Annotated in this window: 19 protein-coding genes and 1 riboswitch; of the genes, 2 read left to right on the top strand and 17 right to left on the bottom strand. The window is 42.7% G+C overall.

Annotated features, from left to right (window positions below; genetic code table 11):
• Positions 1–9 precede the first annotated feature (9 nt).
• The 17 genes from DFO72_RS22885 to DFO72_RS22805 all read right to left on the bottom strand — a co-directional run bounded on the left by DFO72_RS22885 (position 10) and on the right by DFO72_RS22805 (position 19557).
• Positions 10–564: a nitroreductase family protein gene (locus DFO72_RS22885; protein WP_113884751.1), complete on the bottom strand. Its 555-nt coding sequence runs from the start codon at positions 562–564 to the stop codon at positions 10–12.
• Positions 558–1319, bottom strand: coding sequence for a uroporphyrinogen-III C-methyltransferase (gene cobA, locus DFO72_RS22880; protein WP_113884750.1), 762 nt, complete (start codon positions 1317–1319; stop codon positions 558–560). The genes DFO72_RS22885 and cobA overlap by 7 nt, the downstream gene beginning before the upstream one ends.
• Positions 1316–1945: a precorrin-2 dehydrogenase/sirohydrochlorin ferrochelatase family protein gene (locus DFO72_RS22875; protein WP_113884749.1), complete on the bottom strand. Its 630-nt coding sequence runs from the start codon at positions 1943–1945 to the stop codon at positions 1316–1318. Before DFO72_RS22875 ends, cobA begins: the two co-directional genes overlap by 4 nt.
• The gene (locus DFO72_RS22870) at positions 1914–3299 is read right to left on the bottom strand and encodes a cobyrinate a,c-diamide synthase (protein ID WP_113884748.1); all 1386 of its coding nucleotides are present in this window, start codon (positions 3297–3299) and stop codon (positions 1914–1916) included. Before DFO72_RS22870 ends, DFO72_RS22875 begins: the two co-directional genes overlap by 32 nt.
• On the bottom strand, positions 3296–4432 hold the full coding sequence (locus DFO72_RS22865; RefSeq protein WP_113884747.1) for a cobalt-precorrin 5A hydrolase: 1137 nt from the start codon (positions 4430–4432) through the stop codon (positions 3296–3298). Before DFO72_RS22865 ends, DFO72_RS22870 begins: the two co-directional genes overlap by 4 nt.
• On the bottom strand, positions 4425–5207 hold the full coding sequence (gene cobM / locus DFO72_RS22860) for a precorrin-4 C(11)-methyltransferase (protein ID WP_113884746.1): 783 nt from the start codon (positions 5205–5207) through the stop codon (positions 4425–4427). Before cobM ends, DFO72_RS22865 begins: the two co-directional genes overlap by 8 nt.
• Positions 5204–5908, bottom strand: a complete 705-nt coding sequence (cobI, locus tag DFO72_RS22855) for a precorrin-2 C(20)-methyltransferase (protein WP_113884745.1) — start codon at positions 5906–5908, stop codon at positions 5204–5206. Before cobI ends, cobM begins: the two co-directional genes overlap by 4 nt.
• A complete protein-coding gene (gene cbiE / locus DFO72_RS22850; RefSeq protein WP_113884744.1) occupies positions 5909–7102 on the bottom strand; it encodes a precorrin-6y C5,15-methyltransferase (decarboxylating) subunit CbiE in 1194 nt (397 codons plus the stop codon).
• On the bottom strand, positions 7077–8213 hold the full coding sequence (locus DFO72_RS22845) for a cobalt-precorrin-5B (C(1))-methyltransferase (protein ID WP_113884843.1): 1137 nt from the start codon (positions 8211–8213) through the stop codon (positions 7077–7079). Before DFO72_RS22845 ends, cbiE begins: the two co-directional genes overlap by 26 nt.
• The gene (locus DFO72_RS22840) at positions 8188–8862 is read right to left on the bottom strand and encodes a precorrin-8X methylmutase (RefSeq protein ID WP_113884743.1); all 675 of its coding nucleotides are present in this window, start codon (positions 8860–8862) and stop codon (positions 8188–8190) included. Before DFO72_RS22840 ends, DFO72_RS22845 begins: the two co-directional genes overlap by 26 nt.
• A complete protein-coding gene (cobK, locus tag DFO72_RS22835) occupies positions 8850–9620 on the bottom strand; it encodes a precorrin-6A reductase (RefSeq protein WP_113884742.1) in 771 nt (256 codons plus the stop codon). The genes DFO72_RS22840 and cobK overlap by 13 nt, the downstream gene beginning before the upstream one ends.
• Before the next feature lie 9 nt (positions 9621–9629).
• Positions 9630–11252 (bottom strand): precorrin-3B C(17)-methyltransferase, encoded by a 1623-nt coding sequence (gene cobJ / locus DFO72_RS22830; RefSeq protein WP_113884741.1) that lies wholly within the window; start codon positions 11250–11252, stop codon positions 9630–9632.
• Positions 11253–11484: 232 nt separating this feature from the next.
• A riboswitch (cobalamin riboswitch) is annotated at positions 11485–11663 on the bottom strand.
• A 332-nt stretch (positions 11664–11995) separates the two neighbouring features.
• Positions 11996–13807 carry an amidohydrolase gene (locus tag DFO72_RS22825; protein ID WP_113884740.1) on the bottom strand — a complete coding sequence of 604 codons (1812 nt, stop codon included), beginning with the start codon at positions 13805–13807 and terminating at the stop codon, positions 11996–11998.
• A gap of 69 nt (positions 13808–13876) precedes the next feature.
• On the bottom strand, positions 13877–15214 hold the full coding sequence (locus tag DFO72_RS22820; protein WP_113884739.1) for an APC family permease: 1338 nt from the start codon (positions 15212–15214) through the stop codon (positions 13877–13879).
• A gap of 137 nt (positions 15215–15351) precedes the next feature.
• Positions 15352–16833, bottom strand: coding sequence for an aldehyde dehydrogenase family protein (locus DFO72_RS22815; protein ID WP_113884738.1), 1482 nt, complete (start codon positions 16831–16833; stop codon positions 15352–15354).
• A gap of 28 nt (positions 16834–16861) precedes the next feature.
• Complete coding sequence (locus tag DFO72_RS22810) at positions 16862–18262, bottom strand: aspartate aminotransferase family protein (protein ID WP_113884737.1); 1401 nt, start codon at positions 18260–18262, stop codon at positions 16862–16864.
• 56 nt (positions 18263–18318) lie between these two features.
• Positions 18319–19557 (bottom strand): M20 family metallo-hydrolase, encoded by a 1239-nt coding sequence (locus DFO72_RS22805; RefSeq protein WP_113884736.1) that lies wholly within the window; start codon positions 19555–19557, stop codon positions 18319–18321.
• 184 nt (positions 19558–19741) lie between these two features.
• On the opposite strand from DFO72_RS22805, the gene DFO72_RS22800 reads away from it, so the two are divergent.
• The gene (locus DFO72_RS22800) at positions 19742–21133 is read left to right on the top strand and encodes a sigma-54 interaction domain-containing protein (RefSeq protein WP_113884735.1); all 1392 of its coding nucleotides are present in this window, start codon (positions 19742–19744) and stop codon (positions 21131–21133) included.
• 255 nt (positions 21134–21388) lie between these two features.
• Positions 21389–22486 carry an agmatine deiminase gene (gene aguA / locus DFO72_RS22795; RefSeq protein WP_113884734.1) on the top strand — a complete coding sequence of 366 codons (1098 nt, stop codon included), beginning with the start codon at positions 21389–21391 and terminating at the stop codon, positions 22484–22486.
• Positions 22487–22523: the final 37 nt, after the last annotated feature.

Here is a 22523-nt window from a genome sequence, read left to right as displayed (position 1 = left end):
CATTCCTCCTTAAAGCCAGGTTGTCTTTTCAGCAAAGTGTGTACGCTTTTTCTCGGAAGCAATTTCTTCTGCCGGGTAGCCGATGCATAGTGTTCCCACTAATTGCTCCTGCTCAGATGCACCGATAAAATCATGCAGTGCGGTATCATGCACCAGGCCAACGCCTCTTGTACGCCATACCATGCCTAACCCCAGCTGTTCCGCCATCAGCCACATCGACATGATGGCACTGCTTACGGCAAAGACATTATCTTTTGTCGCCCCTTCATCTCCTTCCACAATGGCAGATGTTACGACTATGATCAGGGGTGTGTTCGTAATAGCTTTCATGGAACTCTCCACTAAATTCGGCTTTGTGGGAAAACGTTTTTGCAAGTAATCAAGTGCCACCTGTTCGTAGCGTTTTAAGCTTTCTTCCTGCAATACATAGAAATGCCATGGCTCACGCATGCGGTCATTTGGTGCATATGTGGCTGCTGCTAATAATGTCTCGATTTTGTCTCGTTCTACTTCGCGGGATTCAAAGTTTCGAATCGCACGGCGTTTTTTCAAGGCTTCTAACATAATTCATGCTCCTTTTCTATAAACCAGGCAATTTGATCCCGCACTCCTACCACATCTCCAACCAAGATCATCGATGGATTTGAGATGCCATGGTTCTGGATATCCTCTGCAATCGTTTCAAGTGTCCCTGTAATCGTCCGCTGATTGGCAGTTGTGCCCCATTCAATTACAGCGGCAGGGGTTTTTCCGCTTTTGCCATTGGCTATTAAGCTTTTCGTAATGTGAGCAATATTGCCAATGCTCATATAAAAGGCGACCGTGTCAATTTGAGCAAGCGCAGACCACTTTAAAAAGTCCTGCTCCTTTTCAGCGCGGCCATGGCCTGTCACAATGGCAAAGCTTGCCGCATGATCACGGTGTGTCACAGGAATCCCTGCATATGCAGGCGCAGCTATCCCGGCGGTTATACCAGGTACGATTTCAAAGGGGATACCCGCTTCCCGCAAAATTGCCGCTTCTTCTGCGCCCCGTCCAAAGACAAAAGGATCGCCTCCCTTTAAACGAAGTACCTTCCAGCCAAGCTTTGCCTGTTCCACCAGCACCCGATGAATTTCATCCTGAATCAGTCCATGTCTGCCCGGCTCTTTTCCGCAATAAATAAGCTCTGCATCTGCTTTTGCATGTGTTAAAATTTCCGCATTCACAAGACGGTCATATAAAATCACATCAGCCTGCTGAATGCACTCCAATCCGCGAATCGTCAGCAGTTTAGGGTCACCTGGTCCAGCTCCAACAATATAGACAAATCCGCTCATTGCTTTTCTCCTAAACGCTTAAGCAGCCAGGCTTCACATTTTTGCTTATCGCCTTGCTGCATCCACTCCAAAACTTGAGGATCCAAAAGGTCTGCCAATAGCTGCTTTTTCTCATTCCCCGTGAACTTCACTAAGATTCGCTGACGGGCTTCCTTTAAAAAAGATACATACTGCGCGTAATGCTCTCCATATTGCTCTGCTAATTCTGACTTTACGCTGCGTGTCAGGCCCGGGCTGGCGCCAGATGTAGATACGGTCAAGACGAATTCCCCGCGGCGGACAACTGCGGGATTAATGAAATCAACACGGCCCTTTGCATCTGCACGGCTGAGCAATTGCCAATGCTGTGCGGCTTCTTCCACTGCATTGTTTACTTCTTCGTCATTTGTTACGGCAAAAATCAGGGCCGCGTCATCTAAATCAGCTGGTTCAAAGGATTTTTCTTTCCAAGTCACAAGTCCTCCATGGATATACTGCTGTAATTTTCCAGTAACCTCCGGGCTGATCACAGTAACTTGCGCTTTCGTTGGCAGGAGTGCTTCTGCCTTCTGGCGTGCCACATGGCCACCGCCAACAATGACCACCTTTTTATAGTCAAGATTCATTAATAACGGGAAATAATTCATGTTCTGCCTCCAAACAAGCTGCCAGCCAATTTTTCACGAGCTGTGGATTCGATGCAAAATGAAAGTGTGTATAGCCGGCTACAAGATTATCAGTTAAATAGCCTTCCTTCTGAGAGCGGAAACGGCCCTTGCTGAAATAGGCGGGTGAAGGATGACCCCCTTCATATGCCGAGTAATGGAATTCATGCCCTTTTGCCAGCTCTCCTTCATTCATTAGAAAGTTGCCCGGAACACCTGTAATTTCCCGATACCCGAGCGCAGCCAATTTATCCTGCATCCTCACCCGGCCCGGAATCACACCGATCATCGGGAAAGCCTGTCCCTTTCGATCCACGATTTCTTCTGTTAAATACATAAATCCGCCGCATTCTGCCAATGTCGGCAGACCCCGCTCCAGCGCGGCCGTGATGGAAAGCTTCGCTGCTTCATTTTTTGCCAAAGCTTCAGCAAACTCTTCAGGAAAACCGCCGCCTATATAGAGCCCTTGCGCTTTTTCGGGAACCTCTTCATTTTGCAATGGAGAGAAGAAATGCAATATGGCTCCATGGGCACGCAGCAATTCCAAGTTTTCTTCATAGTAAAAATTAAAGGCCGCATCTCTGGCAACCGCAATATGTACTTCCTGTCTTTCTGGCTGTTCATCAAAAATCGAAGAGGTGACCTCCAGGACTTGGGCTTTCGTTAGTTCCAGAAGCTGATCAATATCTACTGTTTTTTCAATCGCTTCTGCCAAACTTTCAAAATAGGAATCTAAATCACCGCGTTCTATGGCCGGCACCAGCCCCAAATGACGGCTTGGCATGCTGGCTACAGCTCCTTTTGGGAGATATCCAATGACAGGAATTCCGCATTCTTGTTCAATCGCTGATTTGACAATGTCAAAGTGGCTTTTGCTTCCTAATTGATTAGCAAGGACACCAACGATATGGGAGCTGTCATCAAGCATTTGAAAACCTTTAACAATCGCAGCTGCACTTCTTGCCATACTTGCCGCATTGACAATTAAAATGACAGGACTTTTTGTAATCCCGCTAATATGAGCAGCAGATCCTTCATTGGATAGTGGTGATTTGCCGTCATAAAAGCCCATCACTCCCTCAATTACTGATACGTCTGTATCGCGGCTCGCCCTTGCGACAATTGCCTTCACGGTTTCATGGGACATCATGAAGCTATCAATATTTCGGGAAGCGCGTGTGGTGACAGCTGTATGATACGCTGGGTCAATGTAATCAGGGCCGCATTTAAAGCCCTGTACGGTTAACCCGCGCTTCATCAGCGCACGCATAATGCCGATTGTGAAGGTTGTTTTTCCGACACCGCTTCCTGTTCCGGCCAGAACAAATCGATTCATCCTCTTCCCTCCTCAAAGTGGACTCGTGCAATGCTGATAGTCACATTCCCGCTTTTCTTTTTCTCCAGCAGCAATTCTTTTGCATTTGCATACCTCATGGCCGCCGGCTCACTGACCCCATACGCCCCTGTATATTTAAAGACGGTGTCCGACGGATTCTGCATCGGAATCTCATTCAGCTCTTCAGGTGTGTATGTAACAAACGGCCAGTTATACTTAGACGTTAACTCCAGCAGGCCTGCCTCGTCTTTCTTCAAATTAATAGATGCTACACCCTTGACACTTTTTTTGCTCAATTGCAGCTCCTCTAATGTTTCATCGATGACCTGCTCAATCTCTGCCATTGAGGTTCCGCGATTACAGCCAATCCCTAGTACAATTGATTTTGGACGGTACAGGACCCCGTTTTCAAGCAGCGCCTCTTCATGCGGTTCCATAAGGCGATCTGTAATAAGCAGTGCAGCTTGCGGCTTTGCCTTGATGGCTTCCTCTATTGATGGATAAATCTTTAGATTTTCCGGCAATTCCCGATCGTACGTCCACCAGTTCTTTTCCCCGGTTTCCTGCACGATCGCCACAAGCTCTTCATTGACAACCGATGCACTGACAGGTGTTAATTTTTCTTCGCTATCCCACATCCAGCCAAATTGGGCTCCAAATAAATCGACGGGAATTGTTTTTTGAACATCTGATGCGGTGGTCACAATGGGCACCGCCCCAATCGCATGGGCAAATTCATGGGTTAAGGCGTTAGCACCGCCAATATGACCGGATAATACACTGATCACATACTGGCCTTTGTCATCAACCACTAACACTGCAGGGTCTTTCTTTTTATCGATTAAAAGCGGGGCAATCATGCGAACGACAGCACCGAGAGAAATAATGCAGATAATTCCTTTATACTGCTGGAACAATGCAGGCAATAATAGGCGGACCGTGCCATCAAATAATTGGATCTGGCGCGCTTCTTCATCGCCCTGCTCGAATTTTTTCATATAATACAGGTCTGCATATGGGAATTTTTCCGCATAGCTTCTTGCATGGGCCACCCCATGCTTTGTAATGGCCACAAGGGCATAGGGTTTGCGCTTTTTAATGAATGGCATTTCACCTTCGCGTAAGCTAATCATTTGCCGTCACGCCTTTGCGGAAGCCATGTGTGAACGTTTTGTCATATAGCTTCGAGCGGTATTCTTTTTCATGGATATGCGGGTCCAATGCCCAGCCTGCCAGAATCATCGCATGCTTGCGGATGCCGTTAACACGCATTGCCTCGTCCAGCTCAGACAGTTTTGTGCGGACAATTTTCTGGTCCGGCCATGAAGCACGCTGCACAACCGCAACCGGTGTATTGTCTGCCCATCCGGCTGCCTGCAGTTCTTTTGTGATTTTCTTTGTTAACGTCGCACTTAGAAACATCGCAATGGTACAGTGATGGCTCGCCAATGCCTGTAATTTTTCACGCTCCGGCACTGGTGTCCGCCCCTCAGCCCTTGTTAATATAAGCGTTTGCGTTAAATCCGGAATCGTCAGCTCTGCCCCTACTGCGGCTGCGGAAGCAAAAACAGAACTGACGCCTGGTACAACTTCACAGCTGATATCGTGCTGTTTTAATAGTGCCACTTGCTCCATCGTTGCCCCGTACATGGCCGGGTCGCCTGTATGTAAACGTACAACCGTTTTGCCAGCATGGACTCGATCAGCAATGCAATCCACCATTTCTTCGAGATGCATCCCTGCTGTGCGGATAATCTCTGCCGACTCTTTTGCTTCCGCCACTAATGTCTCGCTGACAAGGGAGTCGGTATACATGACAACATCAGCCTTATTTAATAGCTTTAAGCCTTTTACCGTAATTAAATCGGGATCTCCAGGTCCTGCTCCGATAATCCAAATTTTTTTCATTTGCGCACCACCATACATGACAAGTAATTTAATTCAGCTCCCCGGAGCTCATGGACATTCCATATGACCTCTTCGTCAGATGTAACCTTTGTTACAACATGTGTTTTGTCCAATAAATCCATTTCCTCCAATAGATTCAGCATATCGTCCAACACTTTCGCTACTTTAATGAAGACAATTGCATCATGAGTTTCAATCACCCGCCGCATTTCCTCCATATCCTCGGTTGCCGGAATCATCGCGACATGGTCATCGCCATCAGCCAGGGCAATCCCTAAGCGATTAACAGATCCATTAAAGGACGAGATGCCAGCTACCGTTTCAATCGGAACATCAGGATGCATCGTCTGCATCAGCTTCATTAAATGGATAAATGTGCTGAACAGCATCGGATCCCCTTCCGTCACGAATGCCACATCTTTTCCCTGAGACAGAAAGCCATAAATAGCTTTTGCGGATTTTGTCCACTCAGCCCTTAGTGTATCTTCATCTTTTGTCATAGGAAAAACCAAACCAAGCATCTCTTTTTCTTCGGGATTTATATACATGTCTACAATGCGATGGGCGTAGGATTTACTGCCTCTTAATTTTTTAGGATAAGCAATGACCGGGCTTTCCTGCAATTTGCGGAATGCTTTTACCGTGATTAATTCCGGATCTCCCGGCCCGACTCCTAATCCATATAAAGTACCGATTCTCATTTAGTTCTTTCCTTTCTTTGCAGTCACAATAAAAATGGGATTTAGCGGTTCAAAGCGCGTTAAGTGCAGGATTGGCTTGCTTTTTGAAATTTGTGCCTGCAATACGGACACTTCGCAGCCCAAATTTTTCAAATGCTGCATCGCTTCTGCGAGATTTTCGATCGTGGCAATATTCATCACGAGCCGGCCATTTGGCTGCAGCCGTGAAAGGCATGACTGCAATAAAAGCTCCATATTGCCGCCATTGCCGCCAATAAAAATCGCATGCGGATCAGGAAATTCATCCAGCCCTTCAGGCGCCTTTCCAAGGACTGCCGTGAAATCTGTCCGATGTTTTAATTGATTTTCCAGGCAGTTTTCCAGATCGCCCTCATTCTTTTCAATCGCATACACCGCACCTTCCCGGGCTATTTTCGCTGCTTCAATCGCCACTGAGCCTGTGCAGGTTCCAATATCCCAGACAATGCTGTTTTCCTTTAGCTCCAGCTCCTGGATACAAAGAGTTCTGATCTCCTTTTTCGTTATCAAGCCTTTATCCGGCTTTCTCTGAATGAACCTGTCATCCGGAATTCCCAGTGAGGCACGCTCCACTGCCACACGCTGCCTTAAAATCACCACATTCAATGGAAAAAAAGACGATTGCTCCATTTCGTCCAAGTTGAAGAAGCGGCATCGCTCATCTTCCCCCTGCAGATTTTCAGCAACAAAGGCATCATACTCCGTCATGCCAAACTTCTTTAAATACGTCGCAATGGCCTGCGGAGAATTTATTTGGTCTGTTAAAATAGCAATCTTTTTCCGCCCGTCGATTCTTTGGGCAAAGCCTTTAATAGAACGGCCGTGCAGGCTGACAATATACGCATCCTGCCAGCTATCCTGCATTTTCGAAAAAGCGAGCTGAACAGAGCTTGTATAAGGATAAATCTCCAATGGAAGTTTTTTCGCCAATACACTGCCAAGCCCGTAAAACAGCGGATCACCTGATACCAAAATAACTGTATTTCGTGTTTCCTGCTGCAGGTCAGCCGTTAAGGCCGACAAGCCGCCTTTGATTACTTTTTTCTCTCCAGTAAATTCCGGGAAAAATTGCAAATGACGCTCCCCGCCGACCAGGACATCACATTCATGAATCCAGTCTATGTAGGGGGAGAGCAATCCATCTGCGCCATTATCCCCGATACCAATCATCTTCATCCAATTTGTCAATATTCTCAGCCTTTCCTAGACAGCTTCCCTTCATGGCGTACAGAGTCGTCGATACTTTGACGTTTGCGTTCATATGATTCAGTGCATAATAGCAGCAATTTCGGCAAAGGGCTTCAAAGAATTCCTGGTTTCCATGAAGGATTTCACCAACCTGTGAAGCAGTATTTGCCTGTAAAATGTCCTGCTGGATTTCCTCACTGACTCCCACTTTGTTGGCCATGCCTGCTAAAAACTCGAAACTGACTGGTGCACTTTTCGAGTGCACCATCATAACGCCCTGTGCAACCTTTGAGAATTTCCCCATCATCCCAACAAGAGAAACTTTGGGAATCTTCTTCCTTGCTATATTCTTTAAAGTAAAACCGACAAAGTCGCCCATTTCGATGAAGGCTTCTTCCGGCAAATGTGGATACTGCTTCATGGCAAATTTTTCACTTCGTCCGCCTGTTGTAATGACTAAATGCTCACATCCTGCTTCTTTTGCGACATTGATTGCCTGAGCGATACTCGCCATATAGGCGGAACTGGAAAATGGCACCACCGTTCCCCGTGTACCTAAAATCGAGATTCCTCCGATAATGCCTAATCGGCCATTCAATGTTTTTTCAGCTATTTCTACACCGTCCGGAACCGAAATGACCACTTCAATGCCGCGATTTACTTTATATTTGTCCATTGCTTCCTGGACGACACCATGGATCATTTTACGCGGCACAGGGTTGATCGCTGCTTGCCCTACGGATACTGGAAGCCCTGCTTTCGTGACTCGTCCTACACCGATCCCGCCATCTAAATGGATGCCTTCTTTTTTGGCATATGTAACCGTACTTTGAATTCGTGCCTGATGTGTGGCATCCGGGTCGTCCCCTGCATCTTTGATCGTTTCGCACATGACCCGGCCATCTGACATATCAAAAGCTGTCACTTTAAAAGTGGCATATTGGCCAACCGGCAGATAAATCGTAACTTCATTTGGCACCTCTCCGGTCACAAGTGCCTGCAGTGCTGCCTTTGTCATGGCTGCGGCACAGGCACCTGTCGTATAGCCGTGCCGCATTTGGGATGGATCTTTTTTATTTCGCTGCTTTTGCCCGTTCATCCGCCATAATGGAAATGGCATTCAGCGCAGCGACCGTCACTGTACTGCCACCCTTTCTCCCTGCATTCGTAATAAATGGGATTCCTTCAAGCACGGCCAGCTCGGCTTTAGACTCTGCCGCTGATACAAAGCCGACTGGCATGCCAATAATCAAATCGGGTTTTGCGAGCCCATCTTTCACTAAACGAATCAATTCCAGCAGCGCGGTTGGCGCATTGCCGATGGCGTAGATTCCTCCTTCATGCAGACTCGTAGCTTTTTGCATGGAAATAATGGCACGTGTCGTTCCCTGGGCCTTCGCTTCCTTTGCAACATCTTCATCCGCAATATAACAATGCAGGTCCCCGCCATGCTTTTGGAATCGCCTGCGTCCTGACCCGCTTTCAATCATCTGTACATCTGCCACGACATGACGGCCCGCTAGAATGGATTGAACCCCTGCTTCAATGGCATCAGGTGTAAAAATCATGCTTCTGCCCAGCTCGAAATCTGCCGAGGCATGGATGACACGCCGAACCACCAGCCACTGCTCATCTGTAAATGGATGTTCACCCATCTCCTCTTTAATAATCGCGAAGCTGTGATCATAAATTTTATCCGGATCTACCGTTACCGGTACAAATGTGGTGTTAAAGTTCATGTTTGCCATGTGTAAAGACCTCCCAATCTTTGAGTCACTTCTTCGAAAGAAGTGCAGAAGTTTTCATATACGAGCGGCGGCCGCTTGATTAAAATAACAGGAATCCCCAAATCCAGAGCAGCGGTCATTTTTTCATCCACCGATCCCACTTTGCCGCTTTCTTTAGTAATCATCAGAGTCACTTCATATTGCTCACAAAGAGCTTTATTTAATGATTCAGAAAATGGTCCCTGGATCGCAATAATGTCCTTTTGTTTAACACCGAGCTTATGGCATTTTTCCATGTTTCCCATGTTGGGAAGCATCCTGCATACAAGCCGGATATCATCTCGCATTAAATATTTTGTGAAGATTTCCAGCGTTTTGCTGCCGGTTGTCAGCATGATCGTTCCTTTATGCGATTGAGCCAATTTTGCAGCTTCCTCATAACTTTCAGTTTCTGTTATGAGTGGTGAGGTAAACTGTTCATTTGGCCTTTCGTAACGTATGTAAGGAATGCTGCATGCTTTGGCTGCTGCCATTGCCGTTTTTGAAGCTTCTTCCGCATAGGGATGACTGGCATCAATCACAGTGGTCATCTCTTGCATCTGAATTAGTTCAATCATGTCATTTTCTGACAGACGCCCCACTTTATAAGAAATGCCTTCAGCTTTCAAACTATCAGCTGCCGATTCTGTGACAACGGTTGCCAATAAGGGATAACCTTGATTTTTCAATTGAATGGCTAATGCTCTCGCATCACTTGTGCCTGCTAAAAATAAAATCATGAAATCCTCCTAATCCCCGCATGGTGCCGGCTCGACTTCGATCTTAGAGCTCATATCCTGATAGGTAAAATACTGAATTTTTTTCACGCGCTTAAAATATTTAAAAAGCCGTTCATTTGGATGCGCATTTTCTTTGTATTCTTCTATAATCTCCTTTAATAACGGCACCAGCTGATCGGGCTCAATCCCCTCTGCCACCGGCTGGGCAGCATGGGCTGTACGGCCAACCGGCTTTGCCCCGATAAATAAATCAAACTTCTTCTTGCGGTAAACAATGCCGATATCATCAAATACGGCCCGATAACAGGCCATGCCGCAGCCATTAAAGCCAATATGCAATTCCTTTGGAAGCTTTAAGCCCCCCAGTTCATCTGCAATTTCCTCTGCATATGGAATGGATTCTGCTTTCTCCCCGTAGCAAAAATCGCAGGCTTTTAGATTTAGAACATCGCCTGCTGGCATGACTGTCAGATGGTTTTGTTCGAGTTTTTCCACAATTGACTGAGGCCGTCCGGTTGGAATCTTGATTAAAAATCGGTGATCCGGTGTATATTCCATGGTGCCCTTCTCGCCAACAGCTTCTGCCAATACGCGCATTTGGTCCGGCGTAATAAATTTATTGGCAACACCAGGCGAAACCGCAAATTCAAAAATATCCTCGATTGGCTGCTGCACCAAATGTGTTTGGTCAACCTCCGATTTCGTCACCATCAATAAAGCCTTAAAAGCCATATCCAGTGAGCTGGCTTCTTGTTTTTTGCTTTCAATCTGCTCGTAGCCGGCTTGCGCTTCCCCGGTTTCCTGATTTAATGCCCATGGCTCCGCTTCCTTTTTTAAACGCTGATGCGGCTTTAAGCTTTGCTTCTCTTCTCCAAGCGTATACTTTCTCTGATATCCGCGAGGCGTAATGATCTTGTTGTCATAAAAGAAAGTGGAGGAATTCCCGATCACAACTGTTGTCAGCATGCCTATATCGTGTTCAAGCATTTCCGCCAGTGTAGTCAGAATGACATTTTGATTTTCGCGGTAAGCACTTTTCACAAGCCCCACTGGTGTATCAGGAGAACGATATTTTAATAGAATCCTTTGTGCCTCGACAATCTGCAGTGTCCTCCTGCCGCTTTTCGGGTTATATAACGCAATGACAAAATCCGCCATTCCGGCTGCTTCAATGCGCTTCTCGATCACAGTCCAGGGTGTTAAATGATCACTCAGACTGATGGTGCAGGAGTCATGCATGACAGGTGCACCCAGTAAACTCGCACATGAATTTATTGCCGAGATGCCAGGAACAATTTCCACTTCGATTCCTTCTTCTTCCGTCCATCCCATTTCAATCAGCACTTCATACACTAAGCCAGCCATGCCGTATACGCCCGAGTCACCGCTCGATATTACGGAAACAATATGACCAGCTTCCGCTCTTTTCACTGCATCCTGCGCACGGGATACCTCCTCAGTCATCCCTGTGCTGACAATGGAACTTGCTGTTACGAATGGCATGATCAGCTCTACGTATGTTTTGTAGCCAATAATGCAATCACTCTGCTGCAGCGCATCCACAGCCCGTTTGGTTATATGCTCACGATCACCCGGACCAAAGCCGACAACAAAGATTTTTCCCTTCTTCATAGACTAACCTCCAATTAAGAAAAGCACATGCGCCTTGCCTGCTGCCATGCTGCTCGAGCAGGCCCCTGCGCCAGACCATTCTCAAAGTACAATGCTTCTTGCCAAATAAAAAATGCCTGCACTCCTTTTCAAAGGAATACAGGCATATGAAATGACAGTATAAGAATAAGCATACTGAAACTCAAAAACAATTGATCATAATTGTCCCGCCTATACTTCTCCCTCCGAAAAGCAAGTGTCGTTTAAATAAGCAGGTTTCCTGACTTAAGCTTCTTTTTACTCTTACACCTTCCCGATTTCTCAGTGGCATTGTAATTTCATCAGCTATTACAGTAGCGGGGGCTGTACCAGATTTTCACTGGATTCCCTTTTACCTCACCAAAAGTGAGCACTTATTCAAATTGATATATTAATTTTTTACTAATATAACATATAATGACCAAATTTGACATATTATTTTTTTCATAATTTTTCTAATGCTATGATAATGCCTTTGCTCTTTTGATATAGGATTTAGTAAAAAGTCCTTACTTCTGCTGTTCAGGAGTTAATTTCGCTGCGATATAACAAAATGTGCATTAGTCTTTCATAAAGTTAAAATAAATTTATAATGATTAGATCCGTGATGCCAACTCTTCTTTGGTTTGTAAAAACAATAACAACAAACCACCTCAATAAGTTATAAGAGTAAAAAGAAAAAAGCCACCTGGTTTGGCAGCTATATTAAAATTTGAACCTCGATTTTATTCTCCTTTAAAAACTATCTTCCCATCAACAATCGTGTAAACAATAGAGGTTTCAGATATATTTTTTGGTTCAATATTGGTAAGATCCTCTCCAAGAACAACCATATCCGCTTTCTTCCCGGCTTTAAGTGAACCTAAGTCATTTTCACGATATATTTGATAAGCAACATTCTTTGTGTATGACTGCAGCATTTCCTTTAAAGTAAGTGCTTGATCAATATTTCGAACCAAATCAGAATCCTGCTCTTCTGGATAAGGACTGTTTCTTGTAACTCCAGTTTCTACCGCGTTCAATGGGCGATAATCCGGTGTAGGCGGATAATCGCTGCTGCTGGCAATCGTTACTCCAGCTTCCCACATTTCTCTTGCTGGATACATGGCTAATGCACGTTCCTCTCCTATCATTGCCATCTCTAAGTCATAATACTGATCTTTGTAAAACCAAAAGGGCTGCAGGCTCGCAATAACACCTAAATTCGCCATACGGGAGATGTCACTATCCTGAATAGCACTGATATGAGTAATAGTGTGGCGGGAATTGTGCTCTTCATTTTCTTTCTTTGCCAATTCCAGGGCATCAAGGCCCATTTTAACTGCTCCATCGCCGATTGCGTGAATGTGTACTTGTATATCTTCCTTATCTAGTGTTGAGACCATCCTATTGAAAGTATCCTCTTTCCAATTCGCATCACCGTGGTGGTGGGATCCCATTCCGGCATTCTTGGTATATGGTTCAACAAAGAGGGCTGTTTTCCCTTCAGTTACACCATCAGCAAATAATTTTACGGTGTTCACTGAAAGCCAATCTGAATTATACTTATTACCAGCCTCTTCTATTTTCGCAACCGCTTCTTCCGGTTGAGTTTCTGGTCCAAATACAATTGCATTGGCAACCCGCATTGTCAACTTACCCTCTTTTTCTAATTCATTCAGTACTTTTAAACTTCTATCACCGCCTGACATATTCATGACACCCGTCATACCAAAGCTATGCATTTCTTTTTGAAATTCCAGAATTGCCTCTTTATATTGTTCATCCGTTAAGTTAGACAGCGCTTGGACATCTGCGAGCAGATCCATTGCTCCTTCTCGCAATACACCCCTGGGAGAACCGTCAGGATTACGCTCGATCATACCACCTTTAGGAACCGCTGTATCCTTGGTAATTCCGGCAATCTCCAGCGCTTTTGAATTGACCCAAACCGAGTGTCCATCGATAGAGTAAAGCATAACAGGTATATCTGAAACGACGGCATCCAAATCCTCTTTCTTAGGGCCTGGGTTCGTACCATCCGCCTGTTCATACGGACCGTTCACCCATCCATCCCCAGTAATGACTTTAGCATTGGGGTTTTTCTCCCTAAAATTAGCGACCGCCTGTACATATTCTTCATGGCTCTCAAGCTCTGCTAGATATACTTCAAAAAGTTTGGAGGTCCATAAACCTGGCGGGTGAGTATGACCATCCATAAAACCAGGAGATACCATTTTTCCTTCCAGATCAATTACCTCGGTATCCTCCCCCACATAGTTTTCCACGTCAGAACTGCTTCCTACAAACTGGATTTCTCCATCTTTTATAGCAACTGCTTCAGCAAGCGGCTGATCTTCCTCCATGGTGTAAACCTTTCCATTTTTAAGTACAAGTGTGGCTTGATCATGGGATACCTCCACGTCCTTTTTATCAGTAGAATTTGTATCCTTTTTAGCGGTTACATCTGATTTTTCTGTACAGGCACTTAGTATGAGTACGAATGGAATAAGGATGAAAATCAAAAAACTCAACTTGTTACGCAATATATTATTCATCGACATTTCACTCCTTATTGTTTAGGGATGCTCCAGACACGCTAATATTTAAAAATAGAAACTTTCGTACTACATCTCTAACTCCTCAAAGTCGATCTTTGGGGGCTCTTTACTAAAGAATCCGGTTGATATAAGTAAATAAACGACACCTAGTAAAGCCCATATTAATCCAGCAATAATGGACATAAAATCAAGGCTGCTCCATAGGTATATAATGAAACCAAGTCCAACCAGCGGAAAGATCAAATTTCCAAAGGTGAATCCAATAGTACGTTTTGTTTTGGTTTTAAGGTAATTTGCGATTACACAAATATTAACAAAACTAAATGCAGTAAATGCACCTACATTTATAAGTGATGTTGCCATTGTTAAATCCAGAAAAAGGGAGGAAAGCGCCAGAAGCCCAATAAATAGAATATTTGGAACTGGTGTATTTAATCTAGGATGAAGATATCCAAAGAACCCTTTAGGCAATACGTTATCTCTGCCCATAGCATATAACAGCCTTGATGCACTTACTTGAGCTGCTAAGCCGGAAGCAAATACTGAAAATAGAGCCCCAGCTGTGAAAATAGATAAGAAAAGGTTTCCTCCAATCGTATAGGCGATCTCTGGAGAAGCTCCTTCGATATCATTAAACACAGATACATCAGGAAAAAGGGACTGCATGAAGAAAGTGACCATAAAGAAAAAGATTCCCCCTATTGAAGCTACTAAAATGATTGCCCTAGGGATTGTCTTTTTCGGTTCAATTGTCTCCTCCGAAAGTGTAGTAATGGCATCAAATCCGATGAAGGATAAAGCTAAAAGTGCAGCACCCGCAAAAAGACCGGAAAATCCCATACCAGACGGAAATAATTCGCTAAGAGAAATAAAAGATTCAGGGCCTTTTATAATTGAACGTACATTAAGGTAAATAAAGATAACCCCGACAATAAATTGGAAAGCAACCAGCAACATGTTTAATGAAGCTGCTAGTTTGACCCCAAAAATATTTAAAATACTAATGACAAGAATTAACCCTACAATCCAAATCCAATCAGGAACCTCTGGTAAGGCTGCAGATAAATAGATTTTGGCCAATAAGGCATTGATCATTGGCAAAGCTAAATAAGCAAGAAAAGTGATCCAGCCAGCGATTATTCCCAAATATGGATTCAAAATATTTTTTGTATAAGTATAAACTGAACCTGCCGCGGGATACTTCTTAACTAACTTTCCATAACTCAAAGCAGTAAAAAGGATTGCTGTAAAAACGATAATATATGCTGCCGGCACATGCCCTGAGGATACATCCGAAGCAATTCCAAAAGTATCAAATACAGCAAAAGGAGACATATAAGCAATTCCAATTGCGACAACATGCTTTAATTTCAACCTTCGCTGAAGTTGATTCGTATCATCCATATAAACACCCTTTTCCTCTAGTCATTAATATAGAGAATGATTATTCTCTTATTGAATCCGCTTTCATTTCGAAATGAATTTTACCTAACAGCCTTCGTTTCCCATTCTATTTATTGAAGGCTATTAAGTAAGGCTAATTACTCTAAGTTAACCCATACACTTTTCACTTCCGTGTAACTATTTAATGCATAAGACCCCATCTCGCGGCCAAATCCGGATTCTTTATATCCTCCAAAAGGAGCAGCTGCGTTGGTGATATTATAGCAATTAACCCACACAGTCCCTGCCTTTAATTTTCTTGAAATAGTATGGGCATTTTTTAAATTTTCTGTCCACAAACCTGCTGCCAATCCGTATGGGCTGCAGTTGGCACGTTTTACAACTTCATCAATACTCTTATAAGGCATCGCAGCTGCAACTGGACCGAAAATCTCTTCTCTGGCTATAGACATTTCATCTTCTACATCAGCAAATACGGCTGGTTTAACAAAATAACCTTTGTCTGAGCTTTTTCCGCCTATTAATAGATTTGCTCCTTCTTTTATCCCCTTTTCTATATAGGCTGCTACAATTTCCTGCTGTCTTTTAGAGACGAGTGGACCCATTTCTGTTGATTCATCCAAACCATTCCCTAGTTTTACCTTTCCTGCATAATCTACCAGTCTATCAATTACCTGGTTATAAAGATGATCTGGTATAAACACCCTTGAGCCCGCGCAGCATACTTGGCCTTGATTTGCCATAATCCCGGAAAATACACCTGGTATCGCTTTATCCAGATCCGCATCAGGCAAAATAATATTTGGTGATTTGCCTCCAAGCTCCAACGTTACTCGTTTCATTGTGTTTGCAGCTTCTTTCATAATGGCTCGGCCAACAGGTGTTGAACCAGTGAAAGCAATTTTATTTACTTTTGGATGTTTAACAAGCGCATTTCCGGCTATTTTTCCATAGCCATTAAGAATGTTGACAACCCCTTTGGGGAATCCTGCTTCCTCTATTAGCTTAGCTAAATATAAAGCTGATAAAGGTGTTTGTTCTGCAGGCTTTAATATAATCGTACAGCCTGTTGCAAGAGCCGGAGCTATTTTCCATAAGGCCATCATAATTGGAAAATTCCACGGAATAATCTGTCCAACCACACCGACTGGCTCATGGTGGGTATAGTTTAAATGAGTTGTTGAAATAGGAATGGTCTGTCCAGTCATCTTGGTCGTCCAGCCTGCAAAATATCTAAGCTGTTCGATTGCATTAGGGAGATCGCCAGTTAACATTTCTTTCATAGGCTTACCATTGTCTAATGTATCAAGCTCGGCCAGCACCTGCATGTCCCGCTCCATTAAATCAGCCAGTTTATGCATGAGTTTAGATCTTTCTGCAGAGGAAATATTCGGCCAGGGTCCCTCTTCAAATGCTCTTGAAGCAGCTTCGGCAGCTAAATGAACATCCTTTTCTGATGCAGCATATACAATAGCTAACTCTTCTCCTGTAGCAGGATTTATCGTGTGAATTGTGTCTCCTTCAATGGGTTCTACCCATTCTCCATTTATAAATAATTTTTTTGGTTCTTTTAAAAATTCTATCACTTTCGGGTGCAATTCCACCGTATTGCCAACCATCTAGATCTTCCTCCTTTCTTACGAACATTTATTTCATAAACTTTCTTGAAAAGGCAGCTAAAGAATCATCTACAATATTAATAATTCGTTCCAACTCATTATCAGCAGTGATAAAAGGAGGAGCAATTGCAACAATGTTCATGCCTGGTTCAAAATCAAATGGCCTAATCAATAAGCCCCTTTGATAAGCTTCATCTACAACACTAACTGATGCCTTTACAGATTCTTCAAAAGGAATATTTTTATCCGAATCCTTCATTAAATCAAAACCAGCCAATAAACCCTTCACTCTTGACCCTGATACAAATTCATATTTGTCTTCTAAATAAAGAAGCCCCTTTTCTAATTGTTCTCCCAATTTCCTGGCTTTCTCAATAAGACCATCCCGTTCTAAAATTTCAATATTTTTTAATCCTACTGCACACGCTGCTGGATGCCCGCTATAAGTGAATCCATGCGCAAGCATGCCATCATATGATGTAAAAGCATCTCTGATTTTTTCTCTCATTACCACACCGCCAAGTTGAATATACCCGCTGGTTATCCCCTTTGCGATAGACATAAAGTCCGGAACAACATCCCAATGATCTACCCCGAACATTTTTCCTGTCCGTCCAAAACCACAGATAACCTCGTCTGCTATAAGGTGGATATTAAACTCATCACATAATTTTCTAACAGCCTGAAGATAGCCTTCAGGAGGAATATGAACACCGCCAGCTCCTTGGATTGGCTCTACAATAACAGCTGCAATCTTATCCTTTCCAAGTTTTTCAATGATGCTTCTAATACATCCCTCATATTCTGGATGGCTTCTGTCACCAAGTTCACACTCTGTTAAATGAGCTTTCGCATTCACGATATCCGGGTCAGTAGATCCCGAGAATTCACGGTAAACCTCTATGCCAGTTGCCCTTTGTGCAGAAACTGTTACACCGTGATACCCTCTCTTTAATGAAATAATCGTCCTTTTTTCGGTGTATCCCTGCAATTGCCAATAAAACCTGGATAATTTAAATGCAGTATCATTTGACTCCGATCCTCCGGAAGTGAAGAAAACTGTATTTAAATCTCCCGGTGTTAATGAAGCAATTTTTTCGGCCAGGCGAACAGTTGGCTCATTTGCATAGCCATAAAATGACGAAGCATACGCAACATTTACCATCTGATCATAGGCAGCTTTAGCCAATTCCTTATTTCCATGCCCTAAATTTACATTCCAAAGCATGGAAACTCCATCAATATATTTCTGGCCGCTCATGTCATGGAGATATATTCCCTCTGCACCTGTAAAAATAAGCTTTGGGCCTGTTTCCGCCTGTAATTTTGGATTCGTGGATGGGTGAAGGAGATGCCTGCGATCTAACGAGGAAAGTTCAATTGCCAACGATTCGTTTTTTTCATTCATAATTGTTTGATTTTGGTTCATTTTCAAACATGCCTCCAGTTAAAATAATTTTGAAAAGCCAATTAAATAAATAGAAGTTATTGAGCCCTTGCAAGTTTTAGAATAGTGTTCAGAAGGACATTTGCGCCCTTCTCAATGTCGTCCTCTAAAGTCAATTCTTTTTCATTATGGCTTATCCCGTTAATACTGGGTAAAAAAATCATCCCGGTGTCGGCCATTTTACTAATATATTTAGCATCATGTCCTGGACCGCTAAATAATCTTAAGGTTGAATATCCCAATACGCCTGCAGCTTCACTAATTGCATCCATAACTTTGGAGGAAAATAGCACAGCATCCGAATTCCAATCTGTTGAAATCGTAACTTCAACATTATTCATTACCGCAATTGTACCTAACTGCTCTCTTAGTCTATCAATTGTAACAGCTCTAATCTCATCATCCTTGTGCCGAACGTCAATCATAAACTCTACTTCACCAGGTATAACGTTCGTAATATTCGGTTTGACATTAAGTTTGCCTACTGTCGTTTTCAAACCTTCAATTTCATTTGTTATTTCATATACTTTGGTAACCATTTTGGCGGTAGGTGCTAAGGCATCTTTTCGGTTTTCCATTGGAGTAGGCCCGGCGTGATTGGTCTCTCCTACTACCTTTACATTCAGCCAGCTTATTCCTTGAATTCCTTCGACAATTCCAATTAACTTGTTATTATTTTCAAGAATGGGACCTTGTTCCACATGGAGCTCGATAAAGTATTTTATATCTCTTAATCTGTGCTTTTCGTCCCCCATGTATTGAATATTTATTAATGCCTCCTGGAATGAAATGTTCTCATTATCCTTTGTGTTATAGATAAAATCTTTTGTAAATTCACCTGCAACACCGCCTGATCCAAGCATCGGAGGCTCAAAACGGGCACCTTCTTCATTAGTAAAGTTAACAATTTCAATTGGATAATCAGTTTCAATATTATTTTCATTTAATGTACGGACGACCTCCAAGGCCGTTAAAACACCCAGGATTCCGTCAAACCGTCCGCCGCAGGGCTGTGTATCTAAATGAGATCCGATTGCAACAGCTGGACTATCATTAAACGTTCCTTTTCTCCTTCCGTAAATATTTCCTAGATCGTCAACTCGCACCTCTAGCTTCTCTTCTCGCAGCCATTTAACAAATATATTTCTCATCTTTTTATCGTCTTCTGTTAAAGCTAGTCGATTTAACCCTCCATTCTCTAAGGATCCAATGGAAGAACTTACATTAATCGTATCAAGCAGGCGTTTTCTATTAACCATGAGTTTCGTAGTTTCCATTTACTTACCTCCTCAACTATATTCAATGCAATTTTTATGCCAACTTGAAAATGATCCTAAATATCAATATATATTTGACTATTAATCTGAAAATTTATAATATAGTTATTATTTCGAACCAATTCCGGTTCGTTTTGAATCGAAAATGAATCAAACTGAATCGATAATACTTTGGGGGCATAATATGAGCAAAAAGTTTTTTGAAGATAAACATTTTCATCATATGTTCAATTATTTAAAAGATGGGATATTTATTGCCGACCATAATGGCATTGCCCTATGGATTAATGACACAAGTTCAAAGCAAATGGGAGCACCGCGCTCTAAAGTTATCGGAAGAAGTGTATCTGATCTTGAAAAAGATGGCTTATTCACCCCATCCATTACAAATATTGTGTTAGAAAAAAGAGAGACTGTGACAAAGGTTCAAACCTCTAAAGGGCGACAATACTTAGCAACTGGTTATTTTGTTGAAATTAAAGAAGATAAGACCCAGTATGTACTGGTTAATGTAAAGGATATAACCGATACTGTCAGGTCTTCCCTTCAATTAGAAAAAGCTGAAATATTACTCCAAAAATATTGGGATGAGCTCCAGGAAATGAAGGTCAAGGAATCAGAAAAGAAAAACAATCAAATCATTATTGGCAATAGCAAAAAACATGAGGAAATTTTGGATTTAATCGGGAGAATTGCATCATTAGATGTAACCATCCTCTTAACAGGAGAGACTGGGGTCGGGAAAAGCATGATTGCATCAATGATTCATCGAAGGAGCAATCGAACTGATAAACCATTTATCCAAATAAATTGTGGAGCAATTCCTGAAACTCTGCTGGAATCAGAATTATTTGGATACAAAAAAGGAGCATTCACTGGAGCAAACAGCAGCGGGAAAATTGGATTAGTTGAGAAGGCAAATGGAGGTACCCTTTTTCTTGACGAAATCGGAGAACTGCCTTTAACGCTGCAGCCCAAGCTTCTTCAATTAGTTCAGGAAAAGTCATTTTTTCCTATTGGTTCCACCGAATTAAAACAGGTAGATGTACGGATTATTACTGCTACCCATCAAAGCCTTCTGGAAATGGTCCAGGAAAAGCGGTTTAGGGAGGATTTATATTATAGATTGAACGTTGTTTCAATTCAAATCCCGGCGCTAAGAGAAAGAAAGGATGATATTATTCCCCTTGTTTTTCATTACCTTGAACTATTCAAAACAAAATATCGAAAGTCCACTGTCTTAGGAAAAGAGCTGGTTGATTATCTGCAACATTATAGCTGGCCGGGAAATATTCGTGAATTAGAGAACATGATTGAACGTTTAGTTGTCACTGCAAAGTCAGACATAATTGATAAAAGTGACTTATCGGAAAAGGTGTTAAGAGAGGTGCAGAAGAACGAAAGTGAGTTTCCTCCCAAACTAAATGGCCAAAGTCTTCCTGGTTATATAGAGGAAATTGAAAAGAAGCTAATTATTGATGCCCAAAAAGAACATAACTCTACAAGGAAAGCGGCCAAAGCACTTGGAATAACACAATCCTCCTTGATAAGAAGACTGCAAAAATACAATTTATAAGTTTTAATGAAGCTGAAACATGAATTGATTCGATATCGGTTCATTTATTTGAAAGGCAGCTTTACTAAAGGATTAGAAAACGCAAAAAATTGTATATATGTATTTACTAATCTCTTCTTATTCTTGGCATGGAACTTGCAACAGAAACTTAGTAAATACAGTTTAAGGAGGGAGTTTTTTAAAGCACCGCTGCTTTCTTCATTTAAAAGCTCTGTCAATAATTACATTGAATTACTGAGTTTAGGGGGATAAAACATGGTATTAACAATGAATGGCACACCAAAAAAAGACGGTTTTAGAATGCCGGGCGAATTTGAAAAACATAAGGGGACCTGGATGCTTTGGCCAGTTAGAACGGATACCTGGAGAGCTGGTGCCAAGCCGGCTCAAAGAGTATATGTTGAGGTTGCAAAAGCGATTGCACAATTTGAACCTGTTACCATGTGTGTAAGACCGGAACAATTCGAAAATGCCCGTGCCCTTTTACCTGAACATATCCGCGTAATTGAAATTTCCTCTAATGATGCCTGGATGAGAGATATTGGTCCAACCTTTGTGAAAAATGATCAAGGTGAGGTGCGCGGGATTGACTGGGGGTTTAATGCCTGGGGAGGAATTGAAGAGGGTTTATATTTCCCTTGGGATTTAGATCTTCAGGTAAAAAGAAAAGTATTAGAAATCGAGCATATAAGCCGGTACGATGCAACAGAATTTGTTTTAGAAGGCGGTGCCATAACCGTGGATGGTGAAGGCACCCTTATTACTACCGAACAATGTGTTTTAAATAAAAACCGAAATAAAAATTTAACAAAAGAAGAGGTAGAAGAAAGACTTTCTGAATTCCTGAATGTAGAAAAGATCATCTGGTTAAAGGATGGTCTGGTCGGAGATGAAACAGATGGGCATGTTGACGAGGTATTATTTTTTGTAAAGCCTGGTGAAATTGCCATGAGCTGGACAGATGACCCCATTCATCCGCAGTTTAAAGTGCTTCAGAATGCATACGAACGGCTAAAGGATGCAACAGATGCAAAAGGCAGAAAACTAAAAATACACAAAATACAAATGCCGAAACAAATAACATTAAGCGAAGCTGAAAGTTTTGAAATTGATTACTCCAGACATAGTTACGAACGATCAACACACGTGACCTTTATTTCTACTTATATTAATTGTTATTTATGTAACGGAGGAGTTATCTTGCCAACGTTCAATGATCCCCAGGATGAGCATGCTGTTGCCGCTTTTCAAAGAATGTTCCCAGACCGCCAAATTGTTACGGTTAACACTCGCGAGGTGTCGGTTGGCGGAGGAAATATCCATTGTATCACTCAGCAGCAGCCGTGGCCATAAGAAATGCGAAACCGTCCCAGAGCTACTCATTTTTTAA

Origin of the sequence: Cytobacillus oceanisediminis, assembly GCF_004366035.1 — a bacterium.
GTDB lineage: Bacteria > Bacillota > Bacilli > Bacillales > Cytobacillaceae > Cytobacillus > Cytobacillus oceanisediminis_C.
Note: the sequence above shows the minus strand (reverse complement) of the source record. Positions and strands in the feature narration are given on the sequence as shown.